The sequence below is a fragment of the Brevundimonas sp. TSRC1-1 genome, assembly GCF_049898245.1.
In the GTDB taxonomy this organism is placed as follows: domain Bacteria; phylum Pseudomonadota; class Alphaproteobacteria; order Caulobacterales; family Caulobacteraceae; genus Brevundimonas; species Brevundimonas mediterranea_A.
Genome location: NZ_JAFCXI010000001.1, coordinates 264,589 through 287,956, shown reverse-complemented (window position 1 = coordinate 287,956; position 23,368 = coordinate 264,589). Strand labels below are relative to the sequence as shown.

17 protein-coding genes are annotated in these 23,368 nt (G+C 67.1%); 11 read left to right on the top strand and 6 right to left on the bottom strand.

The window, feature by feature from the left end; genetic code table 11:
• Nucleotides 1-16: 16 nt before the first annotated feature.
• The 3 genes from ACP7CK_RS01425 to ACP7CK_RS01415 are packed head-to-tail and all read left to right on the top strand — an operon-like array spanning nucleotide 17 to nucleotide 2,316.
• Nucleotides 17-886 (top strand): TIGR01459 family HAD-type hydrolase, encoded by an 870-nt coding sequence (locus tag ACP7CK_RS01425; protein WP_426024900.1) that lies wholly within the window; start codon nucleotides 17-19, stop codon nucleotides 884-886.
• Between the two features lie 39 nt (nucleotides 887-925).
• A complete protein-coding gene (locus ACP7CK_RS01420; protein ID WP_008263736.1) occupies nucleotides 926-1,387 on the top strand; it encodes a MaoC family dehydratase in 462 nt (153 codons plus the stop codon).
• Nucleotides 1,387-2,316: a bifunctional riboflavin kinase/FAD synthetase gene (locus tag ACP7CK_RS01415; protein WP_372705039.1), complete on the top strand. Its 930-nt coding sequence runs from the start codon at nucleotides 1,387-1,389 to the stop codon at nucleotides 2,314-2,316. The genes ACP7CK_RS01420 and ACP7CK_RS01415 overlap by 1 nt, the downstream gene beginning before the upstream one ends.
• A gap of 37 nt (nucleotides 2,317-2,353) precedes the next feature.
• Here the strand turns inward: ACP7CK_RS01415 and ACP7CK_RS01410 are convergent, their stop codons facing one another.
• Entirely contained in the window at nucleotides 2,354-2,881 is a 528-nt protein-coding gene (locus ACP7CK_RS01410) for a gamma carbonic anhydrase family protein (RefSeq protein WP_035305583.1), read from the bottom strand.
• A gap of 311 nt (nucleotides 2,882-3,192) precedes the next feature.
• On the opposite strand from ACP7CK_RS01410, the gene ACP7CK_RS01405 reads away from it, so the two are divergent.
• The 8 genes from ACP7CK_RS01405 (at nucleotide 3,193) to ACP7CK_RS01370 (ending at nucleotide 18,625) form a co-directional block, all read left to right on the top strand.
• Nucleotides 3,193-3,984, top strand: coding sequence for a PhoH family protein (locus ACP7CK_RS01405; RefSeq protein ID WP_154725752.1), 792 nt, complete (start codon nucleotides 3,193-3,195; stop codon nucleotides 3,982-3,984).
• A gap of 448 nt (nucleotides 3,985-4,432) precedes the next feature.
• A complete protein-coding gene (locus ACP7CK_RS01400; RefSeq protein WP_426024899.1) occupies nucleotides 4,433-6,736 on the top strand; it encodes a beta-glucosidase in 2,304 nt (767 codons plus the stop codon).
• 49 nt (nucleotides 6,737-6,785) lie between these two features.
• Complete coding sequence (locus tag ACP7CK_RS01395) at nucleotides 6,786-9,950, top strand: TonB-dependent receptor (RefSeq protein WP_426024898.1); 3,165 nt, start codon at nucleotides 6,786-6,788, stop codon at nucleotides 9,948-9,950.
• A 71-nt stretch (nucleotides 9,951-10,021) separates the two neighbouring features.
• Nucleotides 10,022-11,560, top strand: coding sequence for a tryptophan halogenase family protein (locus tag ACP7CK_RS01390; protein ID WP_426024897.1), 1,539 nt, complete (start codon nucleotides 10,022-10,024; stop codon nucleotides 11,558-11,560).
• 8 nt (nucleotides 11,561-11,568) lie between these two features.
• Nucleotides 11,569-13,113: a tryptophan halogenase family protein gene (locus tag ACP7CK_RS01385; protein ID WP_426024896.1), complete on the top strand. Its 1,545-nt coding sequence runs from the start codon at nucleotides 11,569-11,571 to the stop codon at nucleotides 13,111-13,113.
• 66 nt (nucleotides 13,114-13,179) lie between these two features.
• Nucleotides 13,180-14,220 carry a LacI family DNA-binding transcriptional regulator gene (locus ACP7CK_RS01380; protein ID WP_426024895.1) on the top strand — a complete coding sequence of 347 codons (1,041 nt, stop codon included), beginning with the start codon at nucleotides 13,180-13,182 and terminating at the stop codon, nucleotides 14,218-14,220.
• Between the two features lie 192 nt (nucleotides 14,221-14,412).
• Nucleotides 14,413-16,920, top strand: coding sequence for a TonB-dependent receptor (locus ACP7CK_RS01375; RefSeq protein ID WP_426024894.1), 2,508 nt, complete (start codon nucleotides 14,413-14,415; stop codon nucleotides 16,918-16,920).
• 10 nt (nucleotides 16,921-16,930) lie between these two features.
• A complete protein-coding gene (locus ACP7CK_RS01370; RefSeq protein WP_426024893.1) occupies nucleotides 16,931-18,625 on the top strand; it encodes an alkaline phosphatase D family protein in 1,695 nt (564 codons plus the stop codon).
• Here the strand turns inward: ACP7CK_RS01370 and ACP7CK_RS01365 are convergent.
• The 5 genes from ACP7CK_RS01365 to ACP7CK_RS01345 are packed head-to-tail and all read right to left on the bottom strand — an operon-like array spanning nucleotide 18,609 to nucleotide 23,335.
• Nucleotides 18,609-19,853 carry an MFS transporter gene (locus ACP7CK_RS01365; RefSeq protein ID WP_426024892.1) on the bottom strand — a complete coding sequence of 415 codons (1,245 nt, stop codon included), beginning with the start codon at nucleotides 19,851-19,853 and terminating at the stop codon, nucleotides 18,609-18,611. The genes ACP7CK_RS01370 and ACP7CK_RS01365 overlap by 17 nt on opposite strands.
• A gap of 10 nt (nucleotides 19,854-19,863) precedes the next feature.
• Nucleotides 19,864-21,777: a 1-deoxy-D-xylulose-5-phosphate synthase gene (dxs, locus tag ACP7CK_RS01360; RefSeq protein ID WP_426025422.1), complete on the bottom strand. Its 1,914-nt coding sequence runs from the start codon at nucleotides 21,775-21,777 to the stop codon at nucleotides 19,864-19,866.
• Nucleotides 21,778-21,834: 57 nt separating this feature from the next.
• Complete coding sequence (locus ACP7CK_RS01355) at nucleotides 21,835-22,740, bottom strand: polyprenyl synthetase family protein (RefSeq protein ID WP_008261771.1); 906 nt, start codon at nucleotides 22,738-22,740, stop codon at nucleotides 21,835-21,837.
• A gap of 5 nt (nucleotides 22,741-22,745) precedes the next feature.
• Complete coding sequence (locus tag ACP7CK_RS01350; RefSeq protein ID WP_035305605.1) at nucleotides 22,746-23,087, bottom strand: tRNA-binding protein; 342 nt, start codon at nucleotides 23,085-23,087, stop codon at nucleotides 22,746-22,748.
• The gene (locus ACP7CK_RS01345) at nucleotides 23,084-23,335 is read right to left on the bottom strand and encodes an exodeoxyribonuclease VII small subunit (protein WP_008260204.1); all 252 of its coding nucleotides are present in this window, start codon (nucleotides 23,333-23,335) and stop codon (nucleotides 23,084-23,086) included. Before ACP7CK_RS01345 ends, ACP7CK_RS01350 begins: the two co-directional genes overlap by 4 nt.
• Nucleotides 23,336-23,368 lie beyond the last annotated feature (33 nt).

Here is a 23,368-nt window from a genome sequence, read left to right as displayed (position 1 = left end):
CGGCTACTCAGACGCCATGACCCTCCCCCACGCCCTGCCCCACCTCGGCGCCGTCGCCGGCGATTATGACATCCTGCTCTGCGACGTCTGGGGGGTGATCCACAACGGGCGCGAAAGCTGGGCGACCCCGTGCGAGGCTCTGACGCGGTTCAACCGCGAGGGCGGGCATGTGGTGCTGATCTCCAACTCGCCCCGGCCGGCCTCGGACGTGATCGCCCAGTTGGACGGCCTGGGCGTGCCGCGCGAGGCCTGGAAGGCCTTCGTCACCTCCGGGGACGCCACGCGCGCCGAACTGGCCAAGCGGGCGCCCGGCCCGGCCTGGATCGTCGGGCCAGAGCGTGACGCCCCCCTCTACGCCGGGCTGGGTCTGGACCGCGCCGCCGGCGCAGAGGACGCCGCCTTCATCTCCGTCACCGGCCCCGTGGACGACACGACCGAGACGCCCGAGGACTATCGCGAGCGGTTCGCGGTCGGCGCGGCGCGCGATCTGGAGCTGATCTGCGCCAACCCCGATCGGGTGGTTCAGCGCGGCGACCAGCTGATCTACTGCGGCGGGGCGCTGGCCGACCTGTACGAGTCGCTGGGCGGCCGGGTCGTCATGGCCGGCAAGCCCTATGCCCCGATCTATGATCTGGCGATCAAGGAGGCGCAGACGCTGCTGGGCCGGCCGGTCGATCGGTCGCGCGTCCTGTGCATCGGCGACGGCGTCGTCACCGACATCATGGGGGCCAACGCCCAGGCCCTGGACTGCCTGTTCATCGCCCAGGGCATCCACGGCGACCAGGCCCGGGGCGAGGACGGGACGCTGGATCCCGCCCGCGCCGGCGATCTGCTGAAGGCTGAAACAACATATGCGCGATACGCCGCGCTCGAACTCGCCTGGTAAGGCTCGCCATTTTGTCGCACCGCAGCTAAAGCCTGCAGCATGGTCGAATTGGTACAGCAGCATCCGTCCGGTGGTTACATCCTGGACGAACTTCACGTCGGCATGGCCGCCGAGAAAATCGTGGTCGCCACGGAGGACCGGATTCGGCTGTTCGCCGAGGCGTCCGACGACTTCAACCCTGTCCACCTGGACGAGGCCTTTGCGTCCAAGACCGCCTATCGCGGCCGGATCGCGCATGGCCTGCTGAGCGCCTCGTTCGGATCGGCCGTGGTCGGCACCATCCTGCCGGGCGCCGGGTCGATCTACATCTCCCAGACCCTGGCCTTTCATCAGCCGGTGCGGATCGACGACGTCGTCCGCATCCTGATTACGGTGATCGAGGTCGAGGCCGAGAGCGCGCGGGTCAAGCTGAGCTGCGAAGGCTTTGTCGGCGAGACCATGATCATGGACGGCGTCGCCGTCGTCCGCGTTCCGCGCCGGCGCAAGCCCTCCCAGCGCTGATGCAGATCGTCCGCGACTGGCGCGACCTGCCGAACGCCCTGAGGGGCGCAGCGGTCGCGGTCGGCGCCTTCGACGGCGTGCACCGGGGGCATCAGGCGGTCATTGCGGGCGCAAAGGCCGCCGCCGAACGGCTGGGCGCGCCGCTCGGCGTGGTCAGCTTCGATCCCCATCCGCGCCGCTGGTTCCAGCCCGAGGCGGCGCCCTTTCGCCTGATGACGGCGGACCAGATGGCCCAGGCCCTGGCGCCCCTGGGGGTCGACATCCTGTATCTGCTGCCGTTCGACGGCGAGATGGCGGGCATGAGCGATGCGGACTTCGCCGAAAAGGTGCTGGCGCGGGGGCTTGGCGTGCGCCATGCCGCCGTCGGCTTCGACTTCACCTTCGGCAAGGGGCGGTCCGGCTCGCCCGAAGCCTTGAAGACCTATGGCGAGCGGCTGGGCTTCACGGTTTCGGTGGCCGAGCGGCTGGATGACGCCGACGGGCTGAAACTGTCATCCAGCGCCGTGCGGGAAGCCCTGAAGGCCGGGGACATGGACCGGGCCGCCGCCATCCTGGGCCGCCCCTTCGCTCTTCAGGGCGAGGTGATCCACGGCGACAAGCGCGGCCGCACCATCGGCGTGCCGACCGCCAACATCGCGCTGGGCGATTACATGCGCCCCGCCTACGGCGTCTATGCGACCCGCAGCCGTCTGGCGGACGGGCGGGTCGTCAACGGCGTCGCCAGCCTGGGCGTGCGGCCCATGTATGCGCTGGAGACCCCGCTGCTGGAGGTCTGGCTGTTCGATTTCGACGGCGACCTGTACGGGCAGGTCATCGAGACGGAACTGGTCGCCTGGCTGCGCGGCGAGGAAAGCTTCGACGGACTGGACGCCCTGAAGGCCCAGATCGACAAGGACGCCGATGCGGCGCGAAGGATACTAACTTCCTGATCCCGCGCATCCCGGCGCAAGCCGGGTTGAGCGGAGACTAGAGGGCGCGCAGATCCGCCGCGAACCGTTTCCAGTTCTGCACGTAATGTTCGGCCGACATCTGCAGGACGGCGATCTGGTCGGGATCGCGCTCTCGCACCACCTTGCCCGGCTGGCCCACGACCAGACTGTTGTCGGGAATGATCTTGCCCTCGGTCAGCAGGGCGTTCGCGCCGATGATGCAGTTGCGGCCGATCTTCACCCCGTTCAGCACCACCGCCCCGATGCCGATCAGGCTGTAGTCGCCGACCTCGCAGCCGTGCAGCATGGCCTGGTGGCCGACGGTGACGCCCCGGCCCAGGGTCAGGGGCGAGCCCATGTCGGTGTGCAGGACGCTGCCGTCCTGGATGTTGCTGTCGGGCCCCACAGTGATCGGCTCGTTGTCGCCACGCAGCACCGCGCCGAACCAGACGCTGGCGTTGGGGTGCAGAATCACGTTCCCAATCACCGATGCGCTCGGCGCGACCCAGTATTCGCCGGGCGCGGGAAACTGCGGTTTGCTGTCGCCCAATGTGTAAATGGTCATCAGAACGCCGCCTAATCTTCTAAAAACGAGGGCTTTAACAGATTTCTAACCACGTTAGCATCAGAGTGTTGATGCGATTCGTGGGTCGCCATTTCGGCCCCGGATCCGAAGCCGGATCAAGCCCGATCCGGTCATTAGTCGGGGCTTCGCGTGGCGCGTTGGGATCCGGGTTCGGTTGTTGGGCGGCGGGTCAGTCCCGTTTCTGACGCCCAAGCTGTCGATCCGGGCGGCCGTCACGACACGGGCCACGGCCTTTTCCTCCCCAAGACCAGCCAAGGCGGAACCCGTATGGGGCCGCCTTTTTTCATGCCCTGGAGACGTCCATGACAAAGCGTGCGGCAATGAAGCGTCAGTCCCGTGAAAACGGAATCCTGGATTCGCGGGAGTTCATGGAGGAGTCGAAGGTGCGTCGGCTCCACGCCCCCCATAACGAACGGTCGGGATGGTCGCCCCATTCCTCGAACGACGACCGCGAGCAGGGCTATCTGAAGACGCTGAAGCCGAAGTCGGAGGGCCAGACGGAAATGATGGCGGCCATCGACGCGCATAATCTGGTCATGGCGCTGGGCCCGGCAGGCACGGGCAAGACCTATCTGGCCGTGGCCAAGGCGGTCGAGGCGCTGGAGGCCGGCAAGGTCGGCCGCATCGTGCTGAGCCGCCCCGCTGTCGAGGCCGGGGAGTCGATCGGCTTCCTGCCCGGCGACATGGAGGACAAGCTGGCCCCCTATCTGCGCCCGCTTTACGACGCCCTTTCGGACCGGCTGAGCATGAAGCGGGTCAAGGCCCTGATGGCGGAGGGCCTGATCGAGATCGCGCCCATCGGCTATATGCGCGGCCGCACCCTGAACAACGCCTTCATCGTCGTCGACGAGGCCCAGAACTGCACCTATGTGCAACTGAAGATGCTGCTGACGCGGCTGGGCTGGCATTCGACCATGGTGGTCACGGGCGACCCGCAGCAGTCCGACCTGCTGCCGGGCATTTCCGGCCTGGCCGATATTTCGGCCCGTCTGGAGGCCATCGACGAAATCGCCGTGGTGCGCCTCGCCGAACGCGACATCGTGCGCCACCCGCTGGTGGCCTCTATGATCGGGGTGATCTGAGCCCGAACCGCCCTGCATCCAAGCTTCTCTATGTCGTCAGACGGACCGGCGAACCCAGGCGCAGTGCGCGCCTGGGTTTTACGCTTGGGTGCGCCCGGGCGGACTTGCGCTGCGGCGTTTGACTGGACCTCTGACTGAAACGACTTGTGATCCGCCCATCAGGCATAACGCCGTTCCATTACATCCATTTCGTATTGTGAACGCTCTCAATCCGTGCTTTCCTTTGCGTGCGAGGGGACGAAGATCCTCCGTGCAGGGAGCGGAACGATCATCGGCCATTCGGGCCGGCGAACCACGGCGCGACAAACGCCATCCGCAAACATGATCGAAAAGCTCGCCTCGGCGAGCAACGATGTCGGCTGCCCGCCGTCATCCCCGATGGTGTGCGCCGCGTCCCAACTTCTGTTCTGACGGCCGTCGCCGTCTCTGGATGAGTTTGGGAGCCGGTATGAATTTCCTCTCGTTGTCGCTGATCAGTCGTCTCGCCCTGGCGACGGCCATCGGCATGACGCCTGTCGCGGTGTTCGCCCAGACGGACGGCCGGCCAGTCTCGAGCGAACCCGCCTCGGCCACCCCCGTCGCAACCGAAGTCGACGCAACCGAAGCCGCCGCCCGGGCCGACGCCTTGCTGGCCCGGATGACGCGTGACGAGAAGCTGCAGCTGATACACGGCTATTTCCCGCCGATGGCCGCGCAGACGCCCGGCGCTCCCGTCGCCGACATGATTCCTTCGGCCGGCCATATCCCCGGCATACCCCGCCTGGGCATACCGACCCTGCGCGAAAGCGACGCCAGCCTGGGCGTCGCCAACCAGGTCGAACAGCGCAAGGGCGACGTCGCCACCGCCCTGCCCTCCAGCCTGGCGACGGCCGCCACCTTCGATCCCGAGATCGCCTATGTCGGCGGGGCCATGATCGGGTCCGAGGCGCGGGCCAAGACCTTCAACATCCTGCTGGCCGGCGGGGTGAACCTCACCCGCGATCCGTGGAACGGACGGAATTTCGAATATCTGGGCGAGGATCCGCTGCTGGCCGGGGTCATGGCCGGGGACCATATCCGCGGCGTCCAGTCGAACAAGATCGTCTCGACCATCAAGCATTTCGCCTTCAACGCGCAAGAGACCGGGCGGATGATCATGGACGCGCGCCTGGACGAGGCGTCCCTGCGCGAAAGCGACCTGCTGGCCTTCCAGATCGCCATCGAGCGGGGAAATCCCGGCTCGGTCATGTGCGCCTACAACAAGGTCAACGGCGACTGGGCCTGCGAGAACGACTTCCTGCTGAACCAGGTGCTGAAGCGCGACTGGAAGTACGACGGCTGGGTCATGTCCGACTGGGGCGCGGTCCATTCGACCGAGAAGGCGGCGCTGGCGGGTCTGGACCAGGCTTCGGGCCAGGAACTGGACCGGGCCCTGTATTTCGACGCGCCGTTCCGTGCAGCCCTGGACGCCGGGCGGATTCCCGAGGCGCGGCTGGACGACATGGTGCGCCGTCTGCTGGTCGGCCTGATCGAGACCGGGGTTCTGGATGCGCCGGTGGTCACGACCCCGCAGCCCATCGACTACGCCCGGAACGCCGAGGTGGCCCAGCGCGCCGCCGAGGCGGGCATCGTGCTGCTGAAGAACCAGGGCGGGGTCCTGCCCCTGGCCAGGACGGCCAAACGGATCGTGCTGATCGGCGGCCATGCCGACGTCGGCGTCCTGTCGGGCGGCGGGTCGTCCCAGGTGCGGTCGGTGGACGGCGCCCCGGTCGAGATTCCGCTGACCTCAGGCGCTGCGGCGTCTTTCGCGCGGGTCACCTGGCATGCCTCGTCGCCGCTGAACGCCATTCGCGCCGTCGCGCCGGACGCGACCGTGACCTATGTCGATGGCAGGGATGCTGCGGCGGCGGCTGCGGCGGCGCGCGCGGCGGACATCGCGGTCGTCTTCGCCACCCAGTGGACCACAGAGGCCCAGGACGTCGAGAGCCTGTCGCTGCCGGACGACCAGGACGGACTGATCGAGGCCGTGGCCGCCGCCAACGCCAGGACGGTGGTGGTGCTGGAGACCGGCGGGCCGGTGCTGATGCCCTGGCTGGAAAAGACCCCGGCGGTGATCCAGGCCTGGTATCCCGGCCAGCGGGGGGGCGAGGCCATCGCCCGCATCCTGTTCGGCGAGGTCAATCCGTCCGGCCGCCTGCCGATCACCTTCCCCGCCTCGGCCGACCAGGCGCCGCGCCCGACCGTGCCAGGCCTGGCCGAGATGAAGGCCGTGGACGCCGCCGCCGCCTCCAACCCCGGGGCGCCGCAGGGGGCCGGGCTGCAGCCCTTCGCCGTCGATTATGTCGAGGGGTCGGACGTCGGCTATCGCTGGTACGAACGCGAGGGGCGCAAACCCCTGTTCCCGTTCGGTTACGGCCTCAGCTACACAAGCTTCGCCTATTCCAACCTGGCGGTCTCGAACACCCAGGGTCTGAGCGTCGCCGTCGATGTGACCAACAGTGGCGACCGGGCGGGAGCCGAGGTGGCCCAGCTGTATGTCGCCTCGGCCGACCAGCCCAGGCGTCTGGCCGCCTTTGCGCGGATGACGCTGTCGCCGGGCGAGACGCGTCGCATCGTGCTGAAGGCCGAGCCGCGCATCCTGGCCGAATATGACACCGCACTGCCCGGCTGGCGCATCGCACCGGGCGATTACCGCATCACCGTCGCCCGCGACGCCGCCGAGGCGGGGTTGAGCGCGAACGTCACGCTTTCAGGGTCGATCATCAAGCCTTGAGCCAATGCCGCACAACAAAAACGCGGCGCCAATGAGGAGGGAAACCGAGATGAGAATCCACAAGAGGCCCATGCTGGCGGCCTTGATGGCGAGTTCGGCGCTTGTCGCGCCGGCCTATGCCCAGACCGCGGAACAGGCGCCGATCCCGGCGCCCCAAGACCCGACCGAGATCGGCGAAATCGTCGTCACCGGCATCCGCGCGTCGCAGACCCAGTCGATCAACGTCAAGCGCAACGAGACGGCGCTGGTTGATGCGATCTCGGCCGAAGACATCGGCAAACTGCCCGACGTCACCGTCGCCGACGCCCTGCAACGTATCGCGGGCATCCAGATCCGACGTTCCGCCGGTGAAGGCTCGACCGTCAACATCCGCGGCCTGCCACAGGTCGTGACCCTGCTGAACGGCGAACAATATCTGAGCCCGGGCAACCTGGGCGGCGCCCAGCCGAACCTGAACGACGTGCCGTCGCAGCTGATGAACTCGATCGTCGTGTTCAAGTCGCAGGACGTGTCCAACGCCTTGTCCGGCATCTCCGGCACCATCGACCTGCGCACGCGCCGGCCGATGGACTTCAGCTACGGCACGACCGTGACAGGCGCCGCCGAATACCAGACCGGGGAACGCACCCGTCAGGACGACTATCTGATCAACGGCCTGCTGAACTGGCGCGGTGACCGGATGGGCGCAATGATCTCGGGCGTCATGAGCACCTCGAACCTGGGCAACAACTACGCCGGTTCGGCCGGCAGCCTGCTCGGCAGCAACGACTGGGGCGGCTCGGGCAACGCCTGGTTCGCGCCGCATGGCTATGAGATGTTCAACCGCGTCGTCGAGCGCGAGCGGGTCGGCCTCAACGCCGCCTTCCAGTTCGACATCGAGGACGGCATCCGCCTGACGGCCGAAGCCTTCTACACCAAGCAGGACGAATATAACCGCGCCGCCGGCCTTAACGTCTCAAACCGCTGGAGCGGCCTGGGCTGGCTGACGCCGACCGAGTCGACCGACACCGGCCTGGGCTGGCTGGACGTCGAGGAATACGACGTCGACGCCTGGTGGGTGAACTCCTTCACCGTGAACCGCGTCACAAACAACGAAGCCAAGAACTTCAACCTTGAGCTGGACTACGACAAGGGCGGCCCCTTCACCTTCAACGCCCGGGCCATCAAGGCAGAAGCCTCTCTGCTGAGCATGAACGGTCAGGTTCAGGGCGACCTGTCGAACTGGGAGTATGGGTCGGACCGAGCCTTCACCCTGTTCCGTCAGGGCGCGGACCGCACGCGCGGCACCTTCTACCCCGCCTCGATCGCCGCCATGTATCCTGCGTCGCGTTTCTCCAACGGCGTGGTCGGCAGCGAGGGCGGTCGCTACATCAGTCCCAACCCGTTTGGCTACGGGGCGGATCCGCAACTGCACATCGACACCGGCGGATCAAAATTGGCCTGGAGCGGTTTCGAAAACAACATCGTCGGCGGCCTGGGGAATGTTCCGCTGAGCCAGTATATGTCGAACCTCGACAGCTATACGGTCGGCGCCTATTCGTCGGAAGGCAACCAGCGCAACAGCTCGGACCTGACCGTCGTCCGCTTCGACGGTTCCTATGAGTTCCAGGAAACGCCGGCCTTCGGTTTCCTGACCCGCGTAGACGCCGGCGTCCGCCACAGCGCGCGCGAAGTGTCGATCACCAGCTTCCACCTGTTCTCGGACTTCTACGCCGGACAGGGCGAAGGCAATCCAGCGGGCTGCTCGGCCCAGTGGAAGGCCATCGATGTCGTGATGGACCAATCGCAGTGCCGGGCGGGTGAGTTCGTCTCCAATCCCGGCTTCAACGCCGCACTGCCTGTGGCTGCAACGCCCAGTTCCTGCACCAATGGTGCGGTCGCCAACACCCCGACCTGCTTCCAAGGCTATACGGTCAACCGGCCGACGCTGCTGCGTGAGAACAACAATACCTATTTCCTGACCGACTTCGGCTCGGTCGCGTCAGGCATTCCTGGCGTGTGGGTGGCGGACCCCCGGGACTTCGACGATCCTCGCGCCTTCCAGGAACGGGTGTTCGGAAACGCCTATGACGTGATCATCCCCGGCAACTCCTATGACGTCGATCTCTATGAGGACAGCGCCTATCTAAACGGCGCCATCGAGTTCGGCCAGTTGCACGGCGACATCGGGGTTCGGTACGTCCGTACGGAACTGCGGGCGCGTCAGAACCTGACGGGCGAAACCCGCGCCTATGGCGACACCAACAACGACGTCGGCGACAGCATCTCCAGCCGCAGCTACGACGACTGGCTGCCGACGGCGAACCTGGCCTACGACTTCACCGACAAACTGCGACTGCGCGGGGCTTACGCCAAGACCATGATCCCGTTGGATCTGGGCAACTACGGCGGGGGCGTCACGATCTCGACGGCTGATACGCCCGAACTGCAACCGGGCGAAACCCCCGATCCCACCCGTCCTCCCGTCGGCGTTCGTCGGGTCACGGGTGCAACTCTGGGCGGAACGGTGGAGTTGAACCCCTGGCGATCCACAAACTACGATCTCGCCCTGGAATATTACCACGGGCCCGCGACGATGTTTAACGCCGCGATCTTCCGCCTGGATATCGAAAGCTTCGTCACGCGTCGTACGGTCCCGCAAAGCGGATCCTATGCCGACGGCGATGGGGTCATCCGTCGTCTGGTGGATGTCAACCGCCCGGTGCAGGGTGAAGGCGGGCAGCTGCAAGGCGTGGAGCTGGGCGCCAAGATCGGTTTGTCCGACTTCATCGACACCCCGATCTGGTCCGACTTTGGTTTCGACGGCAGCTACACCTATTCCGACAGCACATCGAATGATCCGGCCCTGGACGGCAGCGAACTGCCGTTCATGGACAACTCCGAGCATTCGCTGAACGCTGCGGTCTGGTACCAGGGCGACAAGCTTCAGGCTCGGGTCGCCTGGAACTATCGGACGCCTCGCTTGAACGGCACCATGGGCACAACCCTCGACGGGAAGCAGGTGTTCATCCCGATCTACCAGGACACGTCGCAATACGTGGACGTGAACGTGACCTATGACGTCAACGACATGGTCACGGTCTACGCCAACGGCTCGAACGTCTTGGGCGAAATCGAGGAATACTACCTCGAGTTCAAGGACGGCGCGAAGCAGTTCCAGGCCCGCAACGAGTTCGAGCCGCGTTACACCATCGGCGTTCGCGCTCGGTTCTGATCTCTTCCTGAGCAGACTGGCCGGCGACATTCGTGTCGCCGGCCTCTTTTTTCGCGTATTGGTATTCGGCCATGGATGAGATCGACGATCCTCGCATCCGTTCTGTCGTCATCGTCGGCGGCGGCACCGCCGGCTGGATGACGGCTGCGGCCCTGGTCCAGCATTTCCGCACTGCGCCGCTGAAGATCACCGTGGTGGAGTCTTCCGACATCGGCACGATCGGCGTGGGCGAGGCGACCATTCCCACCCTCCGTCGGTTCTATGCGCAGCTGGGCCTGCACGATGACGACGTGATGCGCGCCACCCAGGCGACGTGCAAACTGGGCATCCGTTTCATCGACTGGTCCGGGCCCGGCTCGGACTTCATCCATCCCTTCGGCCTGTATGGTCAGGACGTCAAAGGGATCGGGTTTCATCATTACTGGCTGAAGCAGCACCGCGCGGGCGACGCCGCGCCGCTGGCGTCCTATTCCCTGGGGGCGTCGCTGGCCGCCGGCGGCAAGTTCACCCTGCCCTCGCCCAATCCGCCGTCGTCTTTGTCGGTGTTCGACTGGGCCCTGCATCTGGACGCCGGCCTGTTCGCCCAGCATCTGCGCGCCTATGCCGAGGCCGGGGGCTGCGCCCGGATCGACGCCCGGATCCGCTCGGTCGAGCTGCGGCCCGAGGACGGTTTCGTGCGCGCCCTGACGCTGGACGACGGGCGCGAGGTCGAGGGGGATCTGTTCGTCGACTGTTCGGGCTTCAAGGGGCTGGTGATCGGCGAGGCCCTGGGCGTCGGGTTCGAGGACTGGGGCCGCTGGCTGCCCTGCGACGCGGCCTATGCGGTGCAGAGCGCCAACCGACCCGGCGACGCGCCGGCTCCCTTTACGCGCGTCACCGCCCGGTCGGCCGGCTGGCAGTGGGGGATCCCGCTGCGCCACCGCGCGGGCAACGGCCTGGTGTTTTCCAGCGCCCATCTGAGCGACGATCAGGCCCTGGCCGAGCTCATGCCTCATCTGCTGGGCGATCCGCTGACGGAGCCGCGGCGGATTCCGTTCCGCCCCGGTCGGCGCACCCAGGCTTGGGCCAGGAACTGCGTCGCCATCGGCCTGTCTGCGGGTTTCCTGGAACCGTTGGAAAGCACCAGTATCGCCCTGATCGAGACCGGGATCGAACGGCTGAAGGCCCTGTTCCCCGACCGCCGCTTCGCCCAGCCGATCCTCGACGAGTTCAACGACCAGACCGCGCGCGAGATGGAGCGGGTCCGCGACTTCATCATCCTGCACTACAAGCTGAACCGGCGCACCGACACGGACTTCTGGCGCGACTGCCGCGAGATGGCGATCCCCGAGACGCTGGAGCGCAAGATCGCCCTGTGGACGGCGCGGGGCCAGTTCGTCCGTTATCGGTGGGAGATGTTCCACCCGGCCAGCTGGCTGGCCATCTATGACGGCTTCGGCCTGTACCCGGACAGTCACGATCCCGCCGTGGACGCCATGGACCCCGCCTATCTGAGCCGCAGCCTGGCCGAGATGCGCGCCAATATCGCCGACCTGGTCGCACGCACCCCCGACCACACCCATTTCCTGGCGGGGCTCGATCCCTCCGCCGCCCCCGCCTCAGCCGCATGAGACCCGACATGGACCAGCCCCGCCGCCCCCTGAAGAAGATCTGCATCGTCGGCGGGGGCACCGCCGGCTGGGTCGCCGCCGCCCTTATGGCTGAACATTTCAAGGGGCGGATGGCCGAGATCGAACTGGTCGAATCCGACGACATCGGCACGATCGGCGTCGGCGAATCCACCGTGCCGCCCTTCCTGGAAATGCTGAAGCGGCTGGGCATCGACGAGCGCGACTTCATCCAGAAGACCCAGGCCAGTTTCAAGCTGGGCATCCAGTTCGAGGACTGGACGCAGAAGGGCGAGAGCTATTTCCACCCGTTCGGCGCCATCGGGGCGCCCGTGGATGTCAGCGACTTCTATCCCGTCTGGCTGAAGGCGCGGATGAACGGCTATGACCGGCCGCTGATGGACTTCGCCGCAGCGGCGCGGATGGCGGCCCAGGGGCGGTTCATGCTGCCGTTCAAGGCCCAGCGCACCCCGATCGGTGGCGCATCCTACGCCGTTCACGTCGATGCGAAACGTGTGGCGCGCTATCTGCGCGACTTCGCCGAGGCGCGGGGGGTGAAGCGCACCGAGGGAATCGTCGAGGATGTGGCGACACGGCCCGACGGCTTCGTCAGCAGCCTGAAGCTGAAGTCGGGCCAGACGGTCGAGGCGGACTTCTTCATCGACTGCACCGGCTTCCGCGCCCTTCTGATCGGCAAGACCCTGGGCGTCGGCTACACGGACTGGTCCGAATGGCTGATGTGCGACCGGGCCATTGCGGTCCAGACCGAGAATGTCGGCCCGCCCAAGCCCTATACATTGGCCCAGGCGCAGGATTGCGGCTGGCGTTGGCGGATTCCGCTGCAGCACCGGACCGGGAACGGCCACGTCTTCTGCAGCCGCTACATGTCCGACGACGAGGCGACGGCGCGCCTGTTGGAGCAGGTCGAAGGCCGGCCGGTGGTCAATCCGATGGTGGTGCCGTTCAAGACCGGGGTGCGCGAGAAGATCTGGGACAAGAACGTCCTGTCCCTGGGCCTGGCCAGCGGTTTCATCGAACCGCTGGAATCGACGGCCATCCACCTGATCTATCGCGGCATGGACTTCCTGTTCCGGCTGATGCCCGACCTGGACTGCGATCCGAATCTGATCGCCGAGTACAATCGGCGGATGACCGTGGATTACGAGGAGATCCGCGACTTCATCATCCTGCACTACGCCCTGACGCGACGCGACGACACGGCCTTCTGGCGCGCCTGCCGCGACATGGTCCTGCCCGAGGGGCTGCAGCACAAGCTGGAGGTCTTCCGCGCCAACGGCAGCCTGGTCGAGGCGCTGGACCCGCTGTTTCGCAATGTCAGCTGGTATGCGGTGATGGACGGGATGGGCGTGCGGCCCCGGTCCTATCCGCCGCTGGTGGACCGGATCGACTTCAACGGCCTGACCGACGAGATGGACCGCGCCGCCAATATCCTGAACGCCTTCGTCGCCGATCTGCCGACGCATCAGGCCTTCATCGACACCCACTGTCAGGCCCCGCCCGTGGCGGCGCCCGCGCCTTTGGTCGTGCCGGCCTGATACCGGCGTGCTTGCCTTCGCGCGGCCAAGGCTGACACAATGGCGCAGGGGATAAGGGATCAGAGTTTGCGTCGCGCCGTCACCATCAAACACGTCGCCGCCGAGGCGGGCGTTTCGCTGCAGACCGTGTCGCGAGTCATCAACAACGAGCCGAATGTACGTCCGGTGGTGCAGGAGCGGGTGCGCGCCGCCGTGGCCAAGCTGGGCTATGTCCCCAGTCTGGCGGCGCGGCGGATGGGCGGCTCGCGCTCCTATCTGCTGATGGCGCTGAACGACCGGGACCGGACCATCGAGGGCTGGAAGTCCGGCGAGGGCACCGACTGGGTCGACCAGATGCTGATGGGCGGCATGCTGAAGTGCGAGGCCCACGGCTATCGGATGATCTTCGAACTGGTCGACACCCATTCGGACCACGTCGATGCGGCGGTGCGCGGGGCCATCGCCGCGCTGCACCCCGACGGCGTCATCCTGACCCCGCCCCACTCTGAGAACCCGGCCATCACCGGCCTGCTGAGCCAACTGGGCCTGCCCTTCGCCCGGATCGCCTCGATCGCAGAAGGGGACGGATTCGCGGTGTCGATGGACGACGCCAAGGCGTCGGCCTTCGCCGTCGATCACCTGCTGGGCCTGGGCCATGTCCGCATCGGCTTCATCACCGGCAGTGAGGAATATGCGGTCAGCGGGGCGCGGCTGGAGGGGTATCGCCGCGCCATGTCGGCCTCGGCGCACGGCCTGGACGAGACGCTGGTCGCGCGCGGCGATTTTTCCTACGAGTCCGGCGTCGCCGCCATGGAGACCCTGCTGGCCCTGCCGTCGCGGCCCACCGCCGTTCTGGCCAGCAACGACCGCATGGCCCACGCGGCCCTGCGCACGGCCAGACGGAACGGCCTGGCGGTCCCGGCCGACCTGTCGGTCATCAGTTTCGACAACACGCCCCTGGCCCGGTTCGCCGACATGACCGCCGTCATTCAGCCGATCGCCGAAATGAGCGCCGTCGCCGCCGAACTGCTGATCCGCTCCACGGCCGGCGACGCCGACCTGCCCCGGCAGAGCATGGTCGATTTCGGCTTCGCCCCCAGAGGCTCCACGGCGCCGCCGAAGTCCTGATCCGTCGTCGGGACCCGCTCGGCCAAACGCCCGACGCCGCTGTCGTCGCGGCCTGGGCGGTTAATGAAACGTACACGGCTTAATTGTCTTTCATCCGCCGCCTCAACGTCATGCATCGGCGTTCGCAGTGTCGCCTCGGCGACATCACCGCCGGTTACTGATCGCCGTTCAGGCCAAGCTTGGGGAAAAACGATGGCGAATGAATTCAAGACGCGGCTTATGGCTGCGGCGGCGCTGACCGGCGTGATGGCGGCGGCGCACGGGGCCCAGGCCCAGTCGGCGGAGCCGGCGACGCTGGACGAGATCATCGTCACGGCCCAATTGCGCGCACAGAAGACCATTGAGGTCCCGTTCGCCCTGACCGCCTATTCCGGCCAATTCCTCGAGGACCTGGGCATTCAGGAGTTCGAACAGCTGTCGGCCTTCGTGCCCGGCTTCCTGGTGCAGAACCAGTCGCCGAACAATCCCGGCTTCGTGATGCGCGGCATCACCTCGGACTCGGGCGCCGCCACGGCCGAGCCGCGCGTGTCGGTGTTCCAGGACGGCGTGTCGATCTCCAAGTCGCGCGGCTCCTATGTCGAACTGTTCGACCTGGAGCGCGTCGAAATCGCCAAGGGTCCGCAATCGACCCTGTACGGCCGCGGCGCCCTGATCGGCGCCGTCAACCTGGTCCAGAATCGCGCTCAGCCGGGTGAGACCGAAGCCTACGCCAATATCGAGGCCGGCAACGAAGACTATCGGATGGTCGAGGGCGCGCTGAACCTGCCCGTCGGCGAGACGGGCGGCCTGCGCCTCGCCACCCGCCTGAAGACGCGCGGCGGTTCGGTCGAGAACCTGCTGGGCGGCGAAGACTATAACGCCATCGAGACCAAGGCCGTGCGTCTGTCGGGCGCCTGGGCGCCGTCGGACGCCATGCGGTTCGACGTGATCGGCAACTATCAGAACGACCACGCCTCGGGCACCTCGTTCAAGTCGATCGCCTACGAACCGGCCGATCCGAACACCGGCGCGGTGTTGGGCGGCAAGGAGCCCTGGGAGGGCGCGGCCCTGACGCCGGGCGGCGATTTCGACGGCGGCAAGACGCTGGGCCTGAGCCGCGAAGTCTGGGGCGTGACGGGTCTGGCCCGGATCAATCTGAATTCGGCCTGGACCCTGAACTCGACCACCGCCTATCGCGAGTTCGACAACTACGAGACCTTCGACGCGGACGGCGTCTCCCTGCCCATCCTGACGGCGGCGGAAGAGACCCATGGCGAACAATGGAGCCAGGACCTGCGCCTGGGCTTCGACAACGGCGGTCGCCTGACGGGCTTCGTCGGCGCCGGCTGGTTCCACGAGGAAGGCTACCAGCGCGCCCCGGCCCAGTTCGACGAACGTCTGGTTCTGGCACAACTGGCCGGGCTGCTGGACGGATCGCCGACGGCGGTCGGCGACAACACCCTGCCGCTGTCGGTCTATCCGACGGTGGCGCGCAACGTGCTGACCTCTATGCTGACGCCGTTGGGCGCCGGCGCCTACGCTGCTCCGATCACCGCCAATCTCGACTCGAACCATATCGAGACCTCGACCAACAGCTCGGAACTGACGTCCTATGACGTCTTCGCCGACGCCACCTACGCCTTCACCGACAAGTTCGAAATGTCGGCTGGCGTCCGCTACACCCGCGACGACAAGACCACCGGCTATGCCAGCTCGGTCGATAGCCGGTCGGCCCTCGGCGCCCTGCTGGCGATCCAGGCCGGCGCGATCCCGGCGGCCCAGGTGCCGGCCTTCCTGGCCGCCATGGCCAATCCGGCCTTCGCCAACCTGCCCGCCAGCGTCTTCCCGCTGTTCGGCCTGACATCGCAGCCGACGGCCAACAACGGCGATTTCTCCTACTATGACTCGGAAGACGACGGCGTCACCTGGCGGGTCACGGCCCGCTACGAACTGACCGACGACACCAATGTCTACGCCAACTATGCACGGGGCCGTCGTCCGGAAGTGATCAGCGCCTCGGGTCCGTCCGCCCCCGGCGGCGCGGCGCGCTTCAGCCCGGTCGATGCGGAAACGGTCGACAGCTACGAGATCGGCGCCAAATCGGCCCTGCTGGACGGGCGCCTGCGCGTGGACGGCGCGGTCTTCATGTACAACTACGAAAACTTCCAGACGACGATCCAGCAAGGCACGCAGTTCATCACCACCAACGCCGGCGAAGCCAAGTCCTACGGCTTCGAGGGCCAGGCCAACTTCGCCGTGGCCTCGATGCTCGACCTGTTCGCCACCTACGCCTACAACCACTCGCGCTTCGAGAACGGCATCTACGACGGCAACCAGTTCCGCCTGTCGCCAGACAACGCCGCCTCGATCGGCGCGACCTGGCGCCTGCCGGTGACCGGCGGCGAGATCGAGGTCCAGCCGACCTACACCTGGCAGTCCAAGGTCTTCTTCAGCGACGACAACGACATCCCGGCGCTGCAGAAGGCCAACTTCGTCGCCGACCTGATCCAGGACGAATATCAGGACGCTTACGGTCTGTTGAACCTGCGTATCCGCTACACCCCGGACTCGACCAACTGGGGCGTCGAAGCCTTCGGCGAGAACATTCTCGACGAGGAATACATCAAGGACGCCGGCAACACCGGCGACGCCCTGGGCATGCCGACCTTCATCGCCGGTCGCCCGGCGGCGTACGGCCTGGTGTTCAAACTGAAACTCTGAGGATCGAACGATGAATCTGGATCGCCGCAGCCTTCTGGGACTGATCGGCGCGGGGGCGGCGACGCCCGCCGTCGCCCAGACCGCCCATGCCGGTCAGGTCGCCTTCCTCCACGGGGTGGCCAGCGGCGATCCGGATCAGCATTCCGCGGTCTTCTGGACCCGCGTCACCCCGGCCGATCCGTCGGTCGGGGAGATTGCGGTGGTTCTTGAAGTGGCCAGGGACGCCGACTTCACCGACATGGTGCGTCGCTTCCCCGACCTGACCGCCCGGGCCGAGCGCGACTTCACCGTCAAGCACGACCTGCACGGTCGCGGCCTGGAGCCGGGTCGGGAGTATTTCTATCGCTTCATCGCCAATGGCGTAACCTCGCCGGCGGGTCGGGTCCGCACCCTGCCCCAGGGCGCGACGCCGCAGGTGAACCTGGCCGTGGTGTCCTGCCAGCTCTATCCGGGCGGCCTGTTCAACGCCTATGAGGCCATCTCGCAGTTGGACCGGTTGGACGCGGTCGTTCACCTGGGCGACTACATCTACGAATACGGCGCGGCGCCGGGCGACTACGGCATGGCGACGGGCGCGCCGCTGAACCGGGCGCCCCTGCCGCCCCACGAAATCGTCAGCCTGGCCGACTATCGGACGCGCCACGCTCAATACAAGACCGATCCCGATCTGCAGGCCGCCCACGCCCGCGCCGCCTTCATCTGCGTCTGGGACGACCACGAGGTCGCCAACGACGTCTGGATGATGGGGGCCGAGAACCATCAGCCGGCGACCGAAGGCGACTTCGCCACGCGCAAGGCGGCGGCCCTGCGCGCCTATTACGAATGGATGCCGATCCGCGAGGCCAAGGCCGGCGCGATGAAGGAAGCGATCAACCGCAGCTTCCACTTCGGCGATCTGGCCAGCCTGCACATGGTCGAAACCCGTCTGACGGCCCGCGCCGAACAGATGGACTTCGCCAACATCCCCAAGACCGCCGACGGCCGCCCGGACATCGCCGCCTTCGAGGCCCAGCGTCAGGAGCCGTCGCGCGACCTGCTGGGCGAGGGTCAACGCCGCTGGCTGGGCGAGGCCATGAGCCAGTCCAAGGCCGCCGGTCGTCCGTGGCAGATCCTGGGCAACCAGGTCGTCATGGCCCGGGTCAAGGGCCCGAACATCGAACAGATGCTGCCGCCCGCCCAGGTGGCGCAGATGATCGCCAGCCTGCCCGCCGATATCCAGCCCCAGGTCGAGGCCGCGATCCAGCTGTTCAAGCTGGGCCTGCCGTTCAACCTGGACAGCTGGGACGGCTATCCCGCCGGTCGCGAGCGTCTGTACGAGACGATGAAACAGGCGGGCGTCGAGCCGATCGTCCTGGCCGGCGACAGCCACGCCTTCTGGGTCAACGAATTGTATGACAACGGCGGCCAGCGTCGCGCGGTCGAGTTCGGGACCTCGGCCATCTCCAGTCCGTCGCCCGGCGACATGGTCGGCGGCCTGCCGCTGGGCCTGGCGCTGGAAGCCGCCAATCCCGAGGTCAAGTTCTGCGACCAGGCGTCCAAGGGCTATGTCCTGCTGACCCTGGACCGGGATCAGGCGGTCGGCGAACTGCGCGCCGTCTCGACCATCCTGGCCAAGCCGTATCAGAACAAGACGGTGAAACGCTATCGGTTGGCTCAGACCGCGACCGGTCTGGGTCCGCTGGAAGACGTCACCGAACCCGCCTGATCGAGGCCACCGCCAGGGTCGCCCCGCCGAAACAGGCGGCGGCGGCCAGGAACAGGCTGCGGAAGTCCAGACCCAGGTTCTCCAGCAGGACCAGGGCGATCAGGGGCGCGATCGCCTGGGGCAGGGTCACGGCCAGATTGATCAGGCCCAGGTCCTTGCCCCGGTCCTCGACCGACGGCAGGACGTCGGTCATCAGGGCGATGTCGATCGCGCCATAGCAGCCCTGGCCCACCCCATAGAGGGCGAAGGCGACGACCACGGTGGTCCAGTCCTGCGTGGTCGCCAGCACAGCCGCCGCGATGGCCAGCAGCACCCCGCCGGCGATGGCGAGCGGCTTGCGCCGCGTGATGCGCGAGCCGCCCATGGCGACGACGGTGCTGACCCCGACCACCCCCACGACGGCGATGGCGGTCAGCAGCGAATGGCCGGCCTCGGCCGAGCGGCCGGGGAACAGGATCGGAAAGCCGATGGCGTCGGCGATGTAGAAGAGCAGATAGAAGGCCACCAGCGAATAGCCGGTCACCACCAGGAACCGATAGGTCCAGGCCAGGGTGAAGTCGCGAACGGCGAAGGGGTGCAGCAGGCTGGGCAGAGAAAACCCTGACAAGGGCGCCCGCACCCGGTCGGCGGGCGCCGGATCCTCGCGCGACAGCAGGGCGAAGGGCACGGTCGCCGCCAGAACAACGGCGGCCAGGGTCGCGAACCGCGCGACCTCGCCCTGCGGCCCCCAGGCCATCACGACCGAACCGATCATGGCGGCCAGCGGATAGCCCATGCCCATGACCGCGGACATGGCGCTGCGCCGGTTCTCGGGCACCCGGTCCGCGAACAGGGCGATCAGAGGGGCCAGCAGGATATTGAAGGTCAGCTGGAAAGCGACCAGGCTCAGCACCAGGCCCAGCGGGGTCGAGGACTGCTGGATGGCGGCGTAGCTGCCGATGGTCAGCACCGCGCCGACCACGATCCAGGGGCGCCGCCGGCCGAGCCGCGACCGGGTCCGGTCGCTGAGGGCGCCGCCGACGATATTGCCGAGCCCGGCGGCCATACAGCCCCAGAACAGGGCCTGGCTGAGCAACGGCCCCTTGGCCTGACCGTCGATCATCTCGGCGTGGAGGGGCGCGAGCACCTGAAGCAGGGGCGCCACGCCGATGAAGGCGCCGATATAGGCGACGGCGTAACCGATCAGGAAGGCCGACCCGACCGGCCGGGGAGACACGCCGGCGGTCATGCTGCGGGTCTCAGGCCCGGGCGGCCCGCGCCGTCTCGACGCCCAGCGCGCGCAAGGCGGCGGCGGCGATATGGTCCGCGTTGAGCCCCGCCAGAGCATACATGGCGGCGGGGGCGTCCTGGTCCTGGAAGACATCGGGCAGGTTCAGGGTGCGGACCTTCAACCCGCGATCCAGCGCGCCCTTCTCGGCCAAAAGCTGCAGCACGAAGGCGCCGAAGCCGCCCATGGCCCCCTCCTCCACCGTGATCAGGGCCTCATGCTCGCGCGCCAGGCGCAGGATCAGGTCGGCGTCCAGCGGTTTGGCGAAGCGGGCGTCGGCGATGGTGGCGGACACGCCCCGGGCCGCCAGCAGATCGGCGGCCTTCAGCGATTCCTGAAGACGGGTGCCCAGAGACAGGATGGCGACCGACGTCCCCTCGCGCACGATCCGGCCCCGCCCGATCTCGAACGGGGCGGCCAGTTCCGGGATCTCGACCCCGACGCCGTCGCCGCGCGGATAGCGGAAGGCGCTGGGGCGGTCGTCGATGGCCAGGCTGGTCGAGATCATGCCCGCCAGTTCGGCCTCATCGGCGGCGGCCATCAGCACCATGCCGGGCAAGGCGCCCATGAAGCCGATGTCGAACGACCCGGCGTGGGTCGCGCCGTCTGCGCCCACCAGACCGGCCCGGTCCATGGCGAACCGCACCGGCAGCGACTGGATCGCCACGTCATGGACCACCTGGTCATAGCCGCGCTGAAGGAAGGTGGAATAGATGGCGCAGACCGGCTTCATCCCGTCAGCGGCCAGGCCGGCGGCGAAGGTGACGGCGTGCTGTTCGGCGATGCCGACGTCATAGGTGCGGTCGGGGAAGGCCTGGCCGAACAGGTCCAACCCCGTGCCCGAGGGCATGGCGGCGGTGATGGCCACGATCGAGGGATCCAGGGCGGCGTGCTTGATCAGCTCGGTCCCGAACACCTTGGTGTAGCTGGGCGCGTTCGACACGGACTTGGCCTGTTTGCCCGAGATCACGTCGAACTTGACCACCGCATGGAGCTTGTCGGCGCTGCTCTCGGCCGGGGCGTAGCCCTTGCCCTTCTGCGTCACGACATGGACCAGCACCGGCCGGTCCTCGATGGCCGCCGCCTTCTTCAGGATCGGGACCAGATTCTCCATGTCGTGCCCGTCGATGGGGCCGACGTAGTAGAAGCCCAGCTCCTCGAACAGGGTGCCGCCGGTGACCATGCCGCGGGCGTATTCCTCGGCCTTCTTGGCCGCGTTGCGGAACGGGCGTGGCAGATGCTGGGCGACCGAGCGGCCCAGGCGGCGGACGTTCTGATAGGCGCCGCCGGACACCAGACCGGCCAGATAGGCGCTCATGCCCCCGACCGGCGGGGCGATGGACATGTCGTTGTCGTTCAGGATGACCATCAACTGGCCATTGGTCGCCTCGGCGGCGTTGTTCATCGCCTCATAGGCCATGCCGGCCGACATGGAGCCGTCGCCGATGACCGCCACGACCTTGTTCTTCTCGCCCTTCTGGTCGCGTGCGGCGGCGAAGCCGAGGGCGGCGCTGATCGATGTCGAGGCATGGGCGGCGCCGAAGGGGTCGTACTCGCTCTCGCTGCGCTTGGTGAAGCCCGACAGGCCGCCGGGCTGGCGCAGGGTGCGGATGCGGTCGCGACGGCCGGTCAGGATCTTGTGGGGATAGCACTGGTGGCCGACGTCCCAGATCAGGATGTCCTTGGGCGTCTCGAACACATGGTGAAGCGCCGTAGTCAGCTCGACCACGCCCAGGCCCGCGCCCAGGTGGCCGCCCGTGACCGATACGGCGTCGATGGTCTCGGCCCGCACTTCTTGCGCCAGCTGTTTCAGCTGGGCGATGTCGAAGCCCCGCATGTCGGCGGGAAACTTGACGGTGTCGAGAAGCGGGGTGTCGGGCATCAGCCGGGAAAACCTTGAAAGTCTGATCAATCAACCCCTGGGGGAGATCAATGTTTCGTATCAGGACCGGCGCTTTAGCACAAAGTCCACGCTCGCCTTGAGGATTTCCGCCTCGTGCCCGAACGGCTCCAGGTGAGCCCTGGCCTGGTCAGACAGGTGCGCGACCCTCTGTCGCGCCGCCTCGAGCCCCAGCAGGGTGACGAAATTGGTCTTGCCCAGGGCCGCATCCTTGCCGCCGGCGGCCTTGCCCATTTCTTCGGCCGAACCTTCCGCATCCAGAAGATCATCGACGATCTGATAGGCCAGGCCGACATCGTGGGCGAAGCTGATCAGGGCGTGCTGGTGCTGGGCCGAGGCCTCGGCGATGATCAGCGGAATCTCGAAGGCGTAGGCGAACAGGGCGCCGGTCTTCAGCCGCTGCATCCGGGCGACGCCGCCCAGATCGTCGCGCACGCCCAGCAGGTCGATCATCTGACCGCCGGCCATGCCCCGCGCGCCCGAGGCCATCGACAGCCGCGCCGCCAGTTCGCACCGCACGACCGCGTCCTCGTGGGTGTCTTCGTGCAGGATGATGTCGAAGGCCGCCGTCTGAAGCGCGTCGCCGGCCAGGACCGCCGTGGCCTCGTCATAGGCGCGGTGGACCGTTGGGCGCCCACGCCGCATGTCATCGTCGTCCATGCACGGCAGGTCGTCGTGCACCAGGCTGTAGGCGTGGACGCATTCCAGGGCGCAGGCGGCGCGCAGCACCGACCGTTCGTCGATATTGAACAGGCGCGCGGCCTCAAGCGCGAAGAAGGGGCGCAGCCGTTTGCCGGGGCCCAGGGCCGCGTAACGCATGGCCTCGGTCAGGCGGGCTTCCGGTCCGTCGGCGCGCGGCAACAACTGGTCCAGCGCGACCGTGACCAGATCTGCGACCTCGGCCACCCGGTCGATCACGGCCTGTTCGGGCGAATTGGCGGCGAGCATAGGGGTCAAAACAGTCGCCCGCCCAGCGGCAGGTCGCGGTCCACCCCGACCAGCACCACCTCGCCGTCCGCATCGGGAAAGCCGAGTGTCAGAACCTCGGACTTCACCGGCCCGATCTGGCGCGGCGGAAAGTTGACGACGGCGGCGACCTTGCGGCCTTCCAGTTCTTCCAACGTGTAGTGGCGGGTGATCTGGGCCGAGGATTTCTTGACGCCGATCTCGGGGCCGAAATCGATCTGGAGCTTGAACGCCGGCTTGCGCGCCTCAGGAAACGGCTCGGCCTTGACGATCCGGCCGACGCGAATATCGACCTTCATGAAGTCGTCGAAGGCGATGGTCGGCGTCATTCGAACGACGCCGCCTCGACGCCCTTGGCCTGGCCGTCCGGTCCAACGACGATCTTCTCGACGCGCAGCTGGGCCGCCTTCAGACGGGCCTCGCAATGGGCCTTCAGCTTGGCGCCCTCTTCGTACAGGGCGATGGATTCCTCCAGCGGAGCCTGGCCTGATTCCAGGCGTGACACGATGGTCTCCAGGCGCTGCAGGGCGTCTTCGAAGCTGAGGTCGGCGGGGATGGCGGCGGCGGTATCGGTCATGGCGCGGACCCTAGAGGGGGGCGAAGCCTGCAT